The sequence below is a fragment of the Microvirga arabica genome, assembly GCF_016811235.1.
GTDB classification, from domain to species: domain Bacteria; phylum Pseudomonadota; class Alphaproteobacteria; order Rhizobiales; family Beijerinckiaceae; genus Microvirga; species Microvirga arabica.
On sequence record NZ_JAFBID010000021.1, the window covers coordinates 70,624 to 84,041 of the forward strand.

Consider the following 13,418-nt stretch of genomic DNA (forward strand, 5'->3'; position numbering starts at 1 on the left):
TTGCGGGGATGACCCTGCTTCTCGTCTTGGCCGCACCTTTCCTTCTTCTGATCCTGGGAGCCGCGTTCACCTATCTTTATGCCTGGAGCATCGAGAGGCGCTTCCCGCCGACGGGCCGCTTCATCGCGGTTGAGGGCTGCCGGCTTCACTACCGGGAGGAAGGGCCCGTGGGTGACCCATCCGACGGAACCATCGTCATCCTGCACGGCGCCTCCTCGAACCTCGTCGAGTCCATGCTGGGCATGGGAACGGCCCTCTCGCGGCGCTACCGGGTGATCGCCATCGATCGCCCTGGCCATGGCTGGAGCGAACGGAAAGCCGGCTTGGCTGAGGCCGATCCCGCCCGGCAGGCTCAACTCATCGCCGGTGCCCTGCGCCAGCTTGAGGTCCGCAACGCGGTGATCGTGGGACATTCCTGGTCCGGAACCATCGTGCCGCATTTCGCCCTCGATCACACCGATGTTGCCGGCGCGATCGTCGTGCTCGCCGGCATCACGACCCCTTGGCCCGGCGGCTATATCGGCTGGTACCGCCGCCTGATCGTCTCACCGCTGAGCTGGCTCTGGTTTCGCACATTGGCCGTGCCGATTCTGCTCGTGCTCCGGCCGTGGATGAAGAAAAAGACGTTCTGGCCGCAACGCCCGCCCCGGGGCATCGTAACGAAGGGCTTCATCCCGCTGGCCTTCCGGCCACGGGCCTACGAGGTCAACATGCAGGACTTCGCCGTGATGTATGACGGCGTTCTCCGGCAGAGCGGGCGCTACGGGGATATCCGCCTGCCCACGCTGGTGATTGCCGGCGATGCGGATGAGATCGTCTGGACCGACCTGCACAGCCGGTGCTTCGCCCGCGAGGTGCCGGGCGCGGAGCTGATCCTGATGCCCGGCATCGGCCACATGCCGCAATATGCCGATCAGGAAACGGTGCTCTCCGCCGTCGAGACCCTGGCCGAACGGATTGCTCCGGCCAAGGCGGAAGTGGATCACGCCTGAGCGGCGTGCTCCTGGTTCACGAAGGCGATGCGCACCATGTTGGTGGCGCCCGGCGTGCCGAAGGGCATGCCGGCCACGATGATCACGCGCTCGCCCACATTCGAGAAGCCTTCGCGCACGGCGAACTTGCAGGCGCGGAACGCCATGTCGTCGATGTCGTTCGCATCCTTCGTGCGGATCGAATGCACGCCCCAGACCAGGGCCAGGCGCCGCGCGGTGTCGATGCTGGGGGTCAGCGCGATCACCGTCGAGTTCGGCCGCTCGCGGGCGATGCGGAAGGCAGTCGAGCCAGAAAATGTCCAGGCTGCCACCGTCTTCAGGTTGAGGGTGTCGGCGATCTGATGCGAGGCCGCCGCGATGGCGTCCGACCCCGTCGCTTCCGGCTCGGCATTGAGGGTGCGCATGATCGACCAGTAGTTCTGGTCCTGCTCCACCTCTTCGGCGATGCGGCTCATGGTGGACACCGCATCGACCGGGTATTCGCCCGAGGCGCTCTCGGCCGAGAGCATCACCGCGTCGGCCCCGTCATAGACGGCGGTCGCCACGTCGGAGACTTCGGCGCGGGTCGGCACCGGGGAGGTGATCATGGATTCGAGCATCTGGGTCGCCACCACGACGGGCTTGCCGTAGCGGCGCGCCGTGCGGACGATGCGCTTCTGGATGCCGGGCACCTTTTCAAGCGGCATCTCGACGCCGAGGTCGCCGCGGGCCACCATCACGGCATCGGAAATCTCGATGATCTCGTCGAGGCGGGAGATCGCCTGCGGCTTCTCGAGCTTCGACATCACGAGAGCCCGGCCGCGGGCCACCTTCTTCACCTCGGCCACGTCCTCGGGACGTTGCACGAAGGAGAGCGCGATCCAGTCCACGCCGGCATCGAGCGCCGCTTCGAGATCCGAGCGGTCCTTCTCCGTCATGGCGGCGACCGGAATCGTAGTGTCGGGCAGGCTCACGCCCTTGCGATTGGAGATCTTGCCGGCAATCTCCACCGACGTGGTGGCCGAGCCCTGCTTCACGCTTTTCACGCGTAGCCGCAGCTTGCCGTCGTCGATCAGAACCGTATGGCCGGGCTCGAGCGAGGAGAGGATCTCCGGATGCGGCAGGTGCACGCGATCAACTGTTCCCGGGGTCTTATCCGCATCGAGGGTGAAGGACTGACCCGGCACCAGCATGGCGCTGTCGCCCTCGAAGGCGCCGACGCGCAGCTTGGGCCCCTGGAGATCGGCCAGGATCGCGATGGGCCGGTTGAACTTGGCCTCGACGGCGCGGATCATGGCAACCCGCTCCTTCAGCTTCTCGCGGGGCAGGTGGCTCATGTTGAGGCGGAACACGTCGGCTCCCGCCTCGAACAGCTTCTCGATCATCTCCGAGTTCTCGGAAGCCGGGCCTAAGGTTGCGAGGATCTTCGTGCGGCGTGCGCGTCTCATTATGGCTGCCCCCCTGGGCGGTTCGTTTCGGTGAGCTGAATGGTCCAGCTCTTCTGTTCTCCGGTGTCGACTTCGAAGAAGCCGCTGCGATCAAAGCCTCTGGCGAGGCAATCCTCCGTACCGCGAATCGTGAATTCGCGTTCCCGCGTGCACATGAAGGAGCGGCCGCTCCACTCGCCGCCACGGTCGTAATCGATGGCGTAGACGTAATAGAAGCGCCCGGCGAGTTGGCCCTTCAGCAGGGTCTCGCAGCCACGGGCGGTGAGATTCCACCAGCCCTCCGTCACCCAGCCCTGCGCGTCCCGGTAGCCAAGCGCGATGCCGACCCGGCTCGAGGTCATGTTGCACAGGCGCAGGTCCGCCTTCGCGGGTGACGCGGCGAACACGCACCCGCTCAAGACGAAGGTCGCGAGTGCAAGGCTTCGCCGGCAGAGAGCAGACGATGGGAGGGTGAAGGCCTTCATGGATATGGTTTGATCGAATCGAAGGAATGAAATCGCACAATGCGTCAAGAACTTTGGCGAATCGTTGTCGGCCAGATGCGTCCCAGGAGCAAGACCTTCGAGCCGGCGTGTTAAAGAATTTGCCGCCTGCATGGCCTCTGCGACACAGGCGGCCGGCTTTCGGGCAGTCGTTGCTCCCCGTTCGGAGAGGCTCGGTGCTGCCCTAACTGGACTGCGCTTCGGGTTTCGGGCGTGCCACCCAGATGCCGAAGAGGATCAGCGCGCCGCCCAAGGCTTGGATCGGCGTCAGCGCCTCGCCCAACACGGCCCAGCCGAACACGGCCGCGGCAATCGCCTCGAGGAAAATCACTAGGGACGAGAAGGTCGCCGGCAACCGCCCGAGCGCGATGGCGAGCAGGCCCTGGCCGCCTGCATGGCTGACATAGGACATGGCGAGCAGCGCCGCGATGCCTTGCCCCGTCTGCGGAATCACCCGTGTGTCGAACAGGACGGCAATGACGAGAAGGATGGCCGAGGTGATGAGCCCCGCCTCGAAGGTGACCCGCGCGGCGCCTGCCGTCTTGCGTGCCCGGCTGGCGGCCAGGAAATACATCCCGAAGAAGAACGCCGTGGCGACCCCGTAGAGATCGCCTTCGATCCGGCCTGGGTCCGCCTGCAGGCTCTGGCCGATCAGGGCGGCTCCGCCGAGGAGGCAAAGGCCGAGGCCCAGGAAGGTGCCCCGTGACACGCGCTGCCGGAGCACAAGCCATACGGTCAGTACGACGAAGAGCGGCGCCATGGTGGCGAAGAACGTGGCGTTCGCCACCGTGGTCTTGAGAATCGCCAGATGCCAGAAGAAGAGATCCCCGGCAAAAACGATGCCCCCTAAGATGCTCGCCTTGGAAAAGCGAACCCTCAGCGTGCCGGTCGGTGCGCGCCGCTCCTCGATGCGCATCCAGGCATAGAGCAGGGGCAGGCAGAGCGAGACGCGCCAGAAGGCGCTGGCGAACGGCCCCACATCGGCCGGCGTTCCGCCCATGTCGGCAGAGGCGAAGCGGACGAAGATGGGCGAGATGCCCATGGCCACGGCACCCAGGCAGAGGGCGGCAAAAGCGGTGGCGAAGCCCGGCTCAAGGCGGGCCGTGGTGGATGTCGGGGACATGTGGAACGTGAAAGTGTGTTGCGCGGAAGGTCGCGTTGTCAGGGTTTGAGGGGCAGGGTAAGGCTTTTCCTCCGCCGTTCAATCCATCCATATCCGAAACCCATCTCTTCATGCCTGCTTCCGCCGCGCTCAAGCTCGACGATCCCCTTCTTGAGACCCATCCGGTCGAGGTCATTCCCGGTTCCATCGAATCGGGGATCCTGATCCTGTGCGACCATGCCTCCAATGCGGTGCCGCCGGATTTAGGCGATCTCGGCCTGCCGGAATCCGAGTTCCAGCGCCACATCGCCTATGACATCGGGGCAGCCGCCGTGACCCGCTCGCTCGCCCGGCGCCTCGGGGCTCCGGCAATTCTGACTCAATTCTCGCGGCTGATCATCGACCCCAACCGGGGGAGGGACGACCTGACCCTGGTCATGCGCCTCTCCGACGGCGCTGTGGTGCCGGGCAATGCCCGTGTGGACGAGGCGGAGGTGCAGCAGCGCATCGCCCGGTTCTACGATCCTTACGATCATGCGATCTCGGACGCGATCCATAAGGCCATGGCGGCTGGCCATCCGCCCGTGATCGTGACGGTCCACAGCTTCACCCCGGTCTGGCGCGGCTGGCCGCGGCCCTGGCATGTGGGCATCCTCTGGGATGCGGACGACCGCTTCGCCAAGCCGCTCCTGGAGGGGCTGCAGGCCGAGAACGGACTCGTCGTCGGCGACAACGAACCCTATGATGGGGCGCTGGCGGGCGACACCGTCGACCGTCACGCCACGGTGCCGGGTCTGGCTAACGCCCTCATCGAGATCCGGCAGGATCTGATCGCCTCCGACGAGGGCGCCGAGGAATGGGCCGAGCGCTTCGCCCGGCTGCTCGAACCGTTGGCGAGCCGGCCCGAGCTTCGGGCGCCCCGGATCTTCGGCACCCGCACCCGGGACCGCCTGCGCCAGCATGGAGGATAAGCCCATGAAGAGCATCGACGACAAAACCCGCACGGAGCTGGAGGCGGCCGCCTTCCGCAGGCTGGTCGAGCATCTGCGCGAACGCACGGACGTCCAGAACATCGATCTCATGAATCTCGCGGGCTTCTGCCGTAACTGCCTGTCCAACTGGTTGAAGGACGCTGCCGACGAGCGGAGCGTGGCCCTCTCGAAAGAGGACAGCCGGACCCATGTCTACGGCATGCCCTACGAGGAGTGGAAGCAGCGCCACCAGGGCGAGGCCAGCCCGTCGCAACTCGCAGATTTTGAGAAATCGAAGCCGGGGCATTAAAACGGCTTCAACCAAATGACCATAACACTGGCGCCAACGCCATCAATCAGGGGCATCATTCATGGATGACGCAGCTTTCAATACCGAATCCGTCGCCGCCGACCAGCTGAAGGCCTTCATCGAGCGCATCGAGCGCCTCGAGGAGGAAAAGGCCGGCATCGCAGGCGACATCAAGGACGTCTACGCCGAGGCCAAGGGCAACGGCTTCGACACCAAGGTCCTGCGCAAGATCATTTCCCTGCGCAAGCGCGATTACGCTGAGCGCCAGGAGGAGGAGGCCATCCTCGAACTCTACATGCAGGCGCTCGGGATGGTCTAAGGACCCTTCTGTCGGAGAGTTTCAAAGGCCTCGCAGCGCAATCTGCGGGGCCTTTGCCAATTCCGGGAGGTACACTCCTGGCTAATCCCTTCGACCTCATCCTGAGGAGCAGCGCAGCTGCGTCTCGAAGGAGGCTCCGGAGAGCACTGGAAACGCCCTCGTCCTTCGAGACGCTACGCTCCTCAGGATGAGGGCTTATGGTTGTGCCCAATTCGCGAAAGATGCTTAGAAATCGTCCGCCAGCATCATGCCCTGCAAAACATCCACCGTCGCAAGCGGCAACGGGGTCGAGCGGCGCGTCTCCTTGTCCACCATCACAATGGTGGCTTCCGTCGTGGCGACGAGGCGCCCATCGTTGAAGATGCCCTGGGCCAGGGTGAATGAGCTGCGCCCGACCCGCACGACGCCCGTGCCGATATCGACGTGGCCTGGCCAGAAGAGCTCCGCCCGAAAGTCGATCTGCAGCCGGGCGATAACGAAGCTCCGGCCTTCCGTGGCGAGCGGCCTTGCCGGATCGTACATGAAGGCGACGCGTCCGACCTCGGAGAAGGTGGCGAAGACTGCATTGTTCACATGCCCCTGCCGGTCGAGATCCGCATAGCGGATGTCGGTGGAGGTGCGGCTCGGATAGGCCTCCAGCGGGCGCAGGGCATTTAGCTCGGTCATCGTGCGGTCCTTGTCTTGAGGCCATAAAGTATGAAACGCCGCGTGGCTCAAGACTGGGAATCGGCCGCCGAGGCCTTTTTCGTTCCCGGATGATCTGCCATGCGCCGGCGCCCTCGCTCCGGGCCTCCCGGTTCTCTATAGATTCCGGGAGATTCGACACGGGAGGAATGCATGAAGCGCGCAGCACACGAAGTGACGGAACCTCAGGACGCGGGGGCGCGCCGGAGGATTCGTCCCGTCATCTGCTATCCCGTCGACACCCTGCCGCGGCCTGATCTCGCCGCTTATCAGGCCGCCCGCGACGGTTGGGAGAAGGTGGACGAGGTTGTAGTGCCGCCTCGCGAAGCGCGCTGCTTCCACGTGCCGGCGGGCTCGTTCTTTCGCATCGTCAGCATCGAGGGGCCGCAGGTGGGCGATCTCAATCTCTGGTCGGCCGACGATATCAGCGAGCGCTTCTTTTCGGGCAAGACCCGGGCGCTGCACGGCACGCACGTCTCCACTGGCGACCAGCTCTGGTCGTGCCTGCCGTACCTGCGCCCCATGGCGACGATCACCCACGACACCCTCGACTGGTACGGCTTCGACGAATTCGGCGGCTCCGTGCATGACGTGATCGGCACGCGCTGCGACCCCTACACCCACAAGCTCCTCTCAGGTCACGAATACCACCATTGCTGCCACTCGAACCTGACCCGCGCCCTTAGCGAACGCTTGGGCAAACCGAAGCAGGAGGTGGAGCCCACCGTGCACGATGTGCTCAACGTCTTCATGTGCACGGGCTTCACCCGCGACACGGGGCAGTATTTCATGAAAGCGAGCCCGGTTCGGCCGGGCGATTATCTGGAGTTTTTCGCCGAGATCGATCTTCTGGGCGCGCTCTCCGCCTGCCCGGGCGGCGATTGCAGCGCGGAACATTCGAGCAATGCGGCCGTCTGCCATCCGCTGCTGGTGGAGGTCTACAGGCCGAAGACGCCGCCCGCCGGGTGGACCTCGCCGCCGCGCAATGGCTACAGCCGCAGGCACGAGGATTGAAATGAAAAGGGCCCCGCAGGGCCCTTTTCCTTATTGCACCACTTTCAGCGGCTTGACCGCCGGTCCCGTGAACCGGTTCGTGGTCAGGTCGGCCACCGGTTTCTTCGAGAACCCCATGTGCAGGCTTGGCTCCGCCGACATCAGGGCCGTGAGCGCCGTGGCAGGCGGCTGCTTCGCTGCGGCGGCCGGAGCCTTGGGTGAAGCGGCGGGCAGAGGCTTAGCCGGCTTGGTGTCCTTGGGCGTCGAGCCGGTGGTTGCCACCGGAATATCGACCGGAGCCGCTGCGGCAACCTGGATGGGCCGCAGATCCGGCCGGGGTGGAGGCAGGGGAGCCGCCGAGTTGACGGCCGCGCTTGTCGTGCCCCGCAGGTCGGCCAGCACCGGGATCGGGTTCGTGGCCGAAAGTGATCCGGGCCGGGCCGGGGGGAGCGGCGCGTAGGCCAGGGCGACCGTGCCGGCGAGGGCCTCTACATCGGTGTCATCCAGGTCGGGCCGGCGCGGCGGCATCGGCGCGAAGGTCATGCCCTTGGCAATCGACATCTCCGACGCGCCCGGGCCCTGCTGCCAGGCCAAGGATGGGCCGGATGCGGTCTGGACCGTGCCCGGCGCTCCGTTGATCCGGGTCGGCGGCAGCGGGGGTGCTGCGGGCGGCGTCAGGTCCTCCCGCAGGGCCGGGGCCATGGAGGCCACGACGGCGGGTGCCGGCGGCTCGGGCCGGGGCTGGATCGCCACCGGCGCGCGCCGCGCCGTCGGGGCCGGGCTGCCGTAGGATTGCAGGGCCGCATAGACCGACGAGTTGGAATCGCTTGCGTAATTGTCCGTCGCCGATGGCTGCTGGCGGGAGGCGATGAGCGCCCGGCCCGGCCGCGAGGCGACGCGGATCTCCTCCGCATCCTCGTCCTCGTCGTCGCCACCCCCGAACAGGGTGGCCCAGAAGCTCTTGCGGCGCGGCTGGCTGGCAACGGCCTCCTCGGCATCGGCGTAAGCCGTGTAGCCGGCCACCGTGCCGCCCTTGGCCAGCACCTCGGCACGGGCAAGCTCATAGCCCGGCAGGGGCTGACCGTCGGCGGGAATGTGCACGGTCTTTCCGTCCGGGAAGATGCTGGCGAGCTGCGACCGGGTCATGCGCGGCCAGGCGCGCACACTGCCCACATCGAGATGGATGAAGGGCGTGTAAGCATTGGGATAATAGCCGACGCCGCCGTTCTGGAGCCGCATGCCGATGGCCCGAACGCGGGAGGCGGGCACGTCGGGGAGGTAGAAGTCCAGCGCCTTGCCTTGCATGTGCTGGCTGTTCTTGGCCACCGCACTGGAGCGCCGGCGCAGCATCGAATTGGTCTGCGGCGAGCGGTAGGCCGAGTTCACGTGAACGGGCGCATCGGATCCGGCCTCCCGATAGACTTCCCACACCGTGTCGAACAGGCGCGGGTCCATGCGGGTCGACTCGGCGCGCCGCCAGTCGCGCAGGAACCAGTTCAACTGCTGCAGGGCGCCCGAGTCGTACTGCCCGTTGCGCCGGAAGGTGACGGTGAGGCTTTCCTTGGTATTGTTGTGGTAAAAGGTCAGTGTGCGGGTGTCGCCGTTGGCCACCGCATCCTGCGTGCCGCGCACGCCGCCCACCATGACGGCCAAAAAGGCCGCAAGACCAATGCCGACGCGAGACGCGAGCCGGTCCGTACGCATTACTCTCACTGTGATACTCGTCTTTACCGGGCAGCATCCGTGGATGCAGCGATCCTTATAGTGAAAGGATCTTTGCCGAAGACGGTTACGTTCCCGTTAAGTGAGAGAAGGAAAGTGGCTTAAGGACGGGGTTATTCGGACAGGTTCAGGGCCGCGCGGACCTTGCGGTCGAGACCATAGATGTCGTCGAAGCGCTTCAAATCGCCCTTTTCGTCGACCGCGAGGGTGAAGTAGGTCAGGTGCACGGGCAGGGGATCCGTGAGGTGCACATAGCGCTCGCCCTTGCCGATGAGCCCACGCAGCTTCTGCTCGGTCCACTTGCCGTCCTTGCCCATGATCTCCTCTGCAAGCTCGAAGGGCTTGTCGACGCGCACGCAGCCATGGCTGAAGGCACGCTTGCTAGCGGAGAAGAGGTTGCGGTTCGGCGTGTCGTGCAGATAGACCGCATGCTGGTTGGGAAACATGAACTTCACGTAGCCCAGTGCATTGCGCTCGCCCGGCGGCTGCTGCACCGAGATCTGATTGCCGCGGCGGATCACCTTGTAGCCCTTTCGCGCGGCGTAATAGGGATCTGCGGCAAGTGCCGGCAGAATCTCCTTCTTCATGATGGACGGCGGGATCGTCCAGGACGGATTCACCACCAGATACTTCATGGTTTCGGAGAAGATCGGCGTCTGCGACTGCTCCTTGCCGACGATCACGCGGGTCTCGTGAACCACGTTGCGGCCTTCGGTCAGACGCAGACGGTATTCGGGCACGTTCACGGCGATGTGCCGGTCGCCCAGGTCGGCCGGCAGCCAGCGCCAGCGCTCCATGTTGGCGATGATCTCGGATTCGCGCTGCGCAACGGACGGGCCGGAGAGCGCCGCCACCGTCTGAGCATTCAGCACGCCCGTATCCGGCAGGCCCCGCTCCTTCTGGAAGGCCGCCACCGCGGAGGCGACACGCTCGTCATAGACGGTCTGGTTGTCGGAAGCCTTGGCGAGATTGAAGCGTGCGCGGATCAGCGGCACGCGCGGATCCTTCATGCCCACACGCAGAATTGGCCCTTTGGGCAAACGAACGCTGGGCTGGGAGGGATGGTTTTCCCGCAATTGGGCCAGCCGTTCCCTCAAAGCCTTGTAGCCGGCATGCGGTGGGTTGTAGGCCGCCAGTGTTGCGCCAGCATTTTTCGCAGAAGCGACCCTGCTCAGCACCTCGCCGATGTCCGGCATGGCGAGTTTCGGGGTCACGAGCGGCGAAAGGCGCGGAAGATCGATGCGCGCACCACGGGCATCGCGGGCGTAGCGAATCACGGAGAGCGAGAGCTTCACATCGGCCCTTGCCCATTGCGCCAGCGGCGCATCCTTGCGCAGGCCCGCATCGCGCAAGACGTAGTCGGCGGGATCGAGCCCGTCCTCGTCGGCGGCCTTCAGGCGATCCATGGCGGCCTGAGCCGCCGGCGTCCAGGCTCCGTCCTGCGACCACAGCAGAGGACGCTCGGCCTGTGCGTAATAGGCGGCGAGAGCCTCGCGATCCTTGGTGCTCACGCGCAACTCGCGCATGGTCGCATCGTCGGCGAACAGGCCTTCCACCGCCATGCGGCCGATGTCGGCCTGCATGAGCGCCGTGACGGGAGCAGCGTCCGGCAGAGGAATCTCGATGACGGGAGCAGGTTTCAGATCTGCAGCTTCGATGGAAACAGGTGCCGGCTCGGCAAGCGGGATGGACGGTGAGGCAATGTCCTTTGACGCGGGAGCATCCTGCAGCGCCACATCGTGGAAGGATGGCTGCGCCGGGCTCTCAGCGACGATGGCTTCGGAGCGCTCGACCTGCGGGCTGGTGTCTTCCGCCGAAGCGGCGAGGGGCAGGAGAGAAACTGATCCGATGAGACCAAGCCAAATGGCTGTCTTGCGCAATCCACGCATGACCATGCTCCTCGTCGCAATGAATGTGGAGGACATGAGCAATCCCCCATCAAATGAATTTTGTCAGTGTGCGGGCACACGTCTGTTACGCTTAACGCGCAAAACGCGATGCGGCTTCATCGCTAAGCCAAGTTCTTTCAATTTTTTGTAAAGAGTGACAACGCCCGATGCCGATCCCTCGTGGGGCGGTCAGCATATGTCCTTGATAACAAAGGCGTGTGAAGCACGCGGTCCGTGCCTCCGGATTCGACGAGATCCGTCTTTTGCCCGAAAGGTTAACCGACCGTAAAGGGTATGGATCGGGTCTGGCGCTGCCCTTGCCTTCGGAAGGGGCGACGCCGGTGCCTCATGGGCAAGCTGCCGGGTAAGGTTCGGTGGGTTCCGACGGGAGCCTGCGTCCGCGCCTCGTGACCATCGGGCATGGGTTGATCCCGATAGGCCGGTAGCCAATATGTGTGCAGTATCTCCAATCCTCGATCTCCGACAGGCCTTCGCCCGTGACCTCTCAGACAATCTCCTCCCTGCATCACCCCTTGGCCTCCGGCGCGGCTCAGACCGAACTCGGCATGCTGCCCGAATGGAACCTGTCTCACCTCTATCCCGGCATGGACAGCGAGGAGTTCAAGCGCGATCTCGCTAGGGCCGAAGCCGAGTGCAAGGCCTTCGCTGCAGCCCACCGCGGCAAGCTCGATGCCATGGCACGGGGCGAGCGCGCATCGGAGACGCTGAACGAGGTCGTCAAGCGCTACGAGGCTCTGGAGGATCTCCTCGGGCGCATCATGTCGTATGCGGGTCTCGTCTATTCCGGCGACACCACCGATCCGGTGCGGGCCAAATTCTACGGCGACACACAGGAGCGCCTCACCGCCGCCTCGACCGAGCTGCTCTTCTTCGCGCTCGAGCTTAACCGTATCGAGGACGAGGTTCTCGACCGGGCCATGGGCGAAGAGCCGCTCAAGCACTACCGGCCCTGGCTCGAGGACCTGCGCAAGGACAAGCCCTTCCAGCTCGACGACCGGATCGAGCAACTGTTCCACGAGAAGTCCGTCACCGGCCGCTCCGCCTGGAACCGCCTGTTCGACGAGACCATGGCGTCCTTACGCTTCAATGTGCGCGGCGAGGAGCTTCCCATCGAGCCCACGCTCAACAAGCTGCAGGATTCGGACGAGAGCGTGCGCAAGGACGCGTCGGATGCGCTGGCCAAGACCTTCAAGGCGAACCTGCGCACCTTCACGCTCATCACCAACACGCTCGCCAAGGACAAGGAAATCTCCGACCGCTGGCGCGGCTTCGAGGACGTGGCCGATTCCCGGCACTTGGCGAACCGGGTCGAGCGTGAGGTGGTGGAGGCCATGGTGTCCGCCGTGCGCGAGGCCTATCCGCGCCTGTCGCACCGCTACTATGCCCTGAAGGCCCGGTGGTTCGGCAAGGACAAGCTCGACCATTGGGACCGCAACGCGCCCCTGCCGAAGGTCGAGCAGCGCACCATCTCCTGGAACGAGGCACGGGACACGGTGCTCTCCGCCTATTCAGCCTTTTCACCGCGCATGGCCGACATCGCCCGGCGCTTCTTCGACGAAGGCTGGATCGACGCGCCCACGCGCCCCGGCAAGGCGCCCGGCGCCTTTGCTCATCCCACCGTGCCTTCCGCCCACCCCTATGTGCTCCTGAACTACCAGGGCAAGCCGCGGGACGTGATGACGCTCGCCCATGAGCTCGGTCACGGGGTGCATCAGGTGATGGCCGGGCCCAACGGCGCGCTCATGGCTCCCACGCCCCTGACGCTCGCCGAAACGGCATCCGTCTTCGGCGAGATGCTCACCTTCCGCCGGCTCCTTGACCAGACCACCGATCGGGTGCAGCGCAAGGCGATGCTGGCCGCCAAGGTCGAGGACATGATCAACACGGTGGTGCGCCAGATCGCGTTCTACTCCTTCGAACGCAAGGTCCATCTGGAGCGCCGCAATGGCGAGCTGACGGCCGACAAGCTATGCGAACTCTGGATGTCCGTGCAGGATGAATCCTTGGGCCCTGCCATCCGCCTCGGTCCGGGCTACGAGAGCTTCTGGACCTACATCCCGCATTTCATCCACTCGCCGTTCTACGTCTATGCCTATGCCTTCGGCGACTGCCTGGTGAACTCGCTCTACGGCGTCTACGAGCGCTCCAATGAAGGCTTCGTCGACCGTTATTTCGCGCTGCTCTCGGCGGGCGGCACCAAGCATTATTCCGAGCTTCTCGCTCCCTTCGGTCTCGATGCGAGCGATCCGTCCTTCTGGCAGATCGGCCTGTCGATGATCGAGCGGCTGATCGGCGAGCTCGAGGCGATGGAGACGGCCTCCGCCTAAGACGCCGGCGGTCCGGTGAAAGGGCCGCCGCATACCTCTGTTGTCGTGAGGATACCGCCGACTTGACAAGTTGGCGCCCGCGGGAGGAACTGTAGCGCATATAGATGCCGTAATGGGCCTGCCGCTCACGAGCTAGCGGAGCGGGGTGGCTGTCCCTCAAAGTGATGGTGTTGAAACGG

General features: G+C 65.0%; 12 protein-coding genes. 6 read left to right on the forward strand and 6 right to left on the reverse strand.

The window, feature by feature from the left end; translation table 11 throughout:
* Positions 1 to 8: 8 nt before the first annotated feature.
* Positions 9 to 992, forward strand: coding sequence for an alpha/beta fold hydrolase (locus JQC81_RS13135; protein ID WP_203272254.1), 984 nt, complete (start codon positions 9 to 11; stop codon positions 990 to 992).
* On the opposite strand, the gene pyk is transcribed toward JQC81_RS13135, so the two are convergent.
* The 3 genes from pyk to JQC81_RS13150 form a co-directional block, all read right to left on the reverse strand.
* A complete protein-coding gene (gene pyk / locus JQC81_RS13140; RefSeq protein ID WP_203272255.1) occupies positions 983 to 2,419 on the reverse strand; it encodes a pyruvate kinase in 1,437 nt (478 codons plus the stop codon). The genes JQC81_RS13135 and pyk overlap by 10 nt on opposite strands.
* The gene (locus JQC81_RS13145; RefSeq protein ID WP_203272256.1) at positions 2,419 to 2,883 is read right to left on the reverse strand and encodes a DUF1036 domain-containing protein; all 465 of its coding nucleotides are present in this window, start codon (positions 2,881 to 2,883) and stop codon (positions 2,419 to 2,421) included. Before JQC81_RS13145 ends, pyk begins: the two co-directional genes overlap by 1 nt.
* A gap of 202 nt (positions 2,884 to 3,085) precedes the next feature.
* Complete coding sequence (locus JQC81_RS13150; protein WP_203272257.1) at positions 3,086 to 4,024, reverse strand: DMT family transporter; 939 nt, start codon at positions 4,022 to 4,024, stop codon at positions 3,086 to 3,088.
* A 110-nt stretch (positions 4,025 to 4,134) separates the two neighbouring features.
* On the opposite strand from JQC81_RS13150, the gene JQC81_RS13155 reads away from it, so the two are divergent.
* From JQC81_RS13155 to JQC81_RS13165, 3 genes are all read left to right on the forward strand, one after another.
* Positions 4,135 to 4,974 (forward strand): N-formylglutamate amidohydrolase, encoded by an 840-nt coding sequence (locus tag JQC81_RS13155; protein ID WP_203272258.1) that lies wholly within the window; start codon positions 4,135 to 4,137, stop codon positions 4,972 to 4,974.
* A 4-nt stretch (positions 4,975 to 4,978) separates the two neighbouring features.
* On the forward strand, positions 4,979 to 5,284 hold the full coding sequence (locus JQC81_RS13160; protein WP_203272259.1) for a DUF1244 domain-containing protein: 306 nt from the start codon (positions 4,979 to 4,981) through the stop codon (positions 5,282 to 5,284).
* 61 nt (positions 5,285 to 5,345) lie between these two features.
* Complete coding sequence (locus tag JQC81_RS13165; protein ID WP_036361868.1) at positions 5,346 to 5,603, forward strand: DUF2312 domain-containing protein; 258 nt, start codon at positions 5,346 to 5,348, stop codon at positions 5,601 to 5,603.
* A gap of 225 nt (positions 5,604 to 5,828) precedes the next feature.
* Here the strand turns inward: JQC81_RS13165 and JQC81_RS13170 are convergent, their stop codons facing one another.
* A complete protein-coding gene (locus JQC81_RS13170) occupies positions 5,829 to 6,269 on the reverse strand; it encodes an acyl-CoA thioesterase (protein WP_203272260.1) in 441 nt (146 codons plus the stop codon).
* A gap of 171 nt (positions 6,270 to 6,440) precedes the next feature.
* Between JQC81_RS13170 and JQC81_RS13175 the strand changes: the two genes are divergently transcribed.
* The gene (locus JQC81_RS13175) at positions 6,441 to 7,301 is read left to right on the forward strand and encodes an urea carboxylase-associated family protein (RefSeq protein WP_203272261.1); all 861 of its coding nucleotides are present in this window, start codon (positions 6,441 to 6,443) and stop codon (positions 7,299 to 7,301) included.
* Positions 7,302 to 7,331: 30 nt separating this feature from the next.
* Here JQC81_RS13175 and JQC81_RS13180 read toward each other — a convergent pair whose 3' ends face one another.
* Together JQC81_RS13180 and JQC81_RS13185 are read right to left on the reverse strand one after the other, a co-directional pair.
* Entirely contained in the window at positions 7,332 to 8,984 is a 1,653-nt protein-coding gene (locus tag JQC81_RS13180) for a peptidoglycan L,D-endopeptidase MepK (RefSeq protein WP_203272271.1), read from the reverse strand.
* Positions 8,985 to 9,115: 131 nt separating this feature from the next.
* Positions 9,116 to 10,891: a L,D-transpeptidase family protein gene (locus JQC81_RS13185; protein WP_203272262.1), complete on the reverse strand. Its 1,776-nt coding sequence runs from the start codon at positions 10,889 to 10,891 to the stop codon at positions 9,116 to 9,118.
* A gap of 566 nt (positions 10,892 to 11,457) precedes the next feature.
* Here JQC81_RS13185 and JQC81_RS13190 point away from each other — a divergent pair.
* Positions 11,458 to 13,239 carry a M3 family oligoendopeptidase gene (locus JQC81_RS13190; RefSeq protein ID WP_246520397.1) on the forward strand — a complete coding sequence of 594 codons (1,782 nt, stop codon included), beginning with the start codon at positions 11,458 to 11,460 and terminating at the stop codon, positions 13,237 to 13,239.
* Positions 13,240 to 13,418: the final 179 nt, after the last annotated feature.

What these genes read in the sequence shown, in the direction of transcription:
- JQC81_RS13135 (WP_203272254.1), top strand. Translation starts at nt 9, where the DNA reads ATGACCCTGCTTCTCGTCTTGGCCGCACCTTTCCTTCTTCTGATCCTG.
- pyk (WP_203272255.1), bottom strand. Translation starts at nt 2,419, where the DNA reads ATGAGACGCGCACGCCGCACGAAGATCCTCGCAACCTTAGGCCCGGCT.
- JQC81_RS13145 (WP_203272256.1), bottom strand. Translation starts at nt 2,883, where the DNA reads ATGAAGGCCTTCACCCTCCCATCGTCTGCTCTCTGCCGGCGAAGCCTT.
- JQC81_RS13150 (WP_203272257.1), bottom strand. Translation starts at nt 4,024, where the DNA reads ATGTCCCCGACATCCACCACGGCCCGCCTTGAGCCGGGCTTCGCCACC.
- JQC81_RS13155 (WP_203272258.1), top strand. Translation starts at nt 4,135, where the DNA reads ATGCCTGCTTCCGCCGCGCTCAAGCTCGACGATCCCCTTCTTGAGACC.
- JQC81_RS13160 (WP_203272259.1), top strand. Translation starts at nt 4,979, where the DNA reads ATGAAGAGCATCGACGACAAAACCCGCACGGAGCTGGAGGCGGCCGCC.
- JQC81_RS13165 (WP_036361868.1), top strand. Translation starts at nt 5,346, where the DNA reads ATGGATGACGCAGCTTTCAATACCGAATCCGTCGCCGCCGACCAGCTG.
- JQC81_RS13170 (WP_203272260.1), bottom strand. Translation starts at nt 6,269, where the DNA reads ATGACCGAGCTAAATGCCCTGCGCCCGCTGGAGGCCTATCCGAGCCGC.
- JQC81_RS13175 (WP_203272261.1), top strand. Translation starts at nt 6,441, where the DNA reads ATGAAGCGCGCAGCACACGAAGTGACGGAACCTCAGGACGCGGGGGCG.
- JQC81_RS13180 (WP_203272271.1), bottom strand. Translation starts at nt 8,984, where the DNA reads ATGCGTACGGACCGGCTCGCGTCTCGCGTCGGCATTGGTCTTGCGGCC.
- JQC81_RS13185 (WP_203272262.1), bottom strand. Translation starts at nt 10,891, where the DNA reads ATGCGTGGATTGCGCAAGACAGCCATTTGGCTTGGTCTCATCGGATCA.
- JQC81_RS13190 (WP_246520397.1), top strand. Translation starts at nt 11,458, where the DNA reads ATGCTGCCCGAATGGAACCTGTCTCACCTCTATCCCGGCATGGACAGC.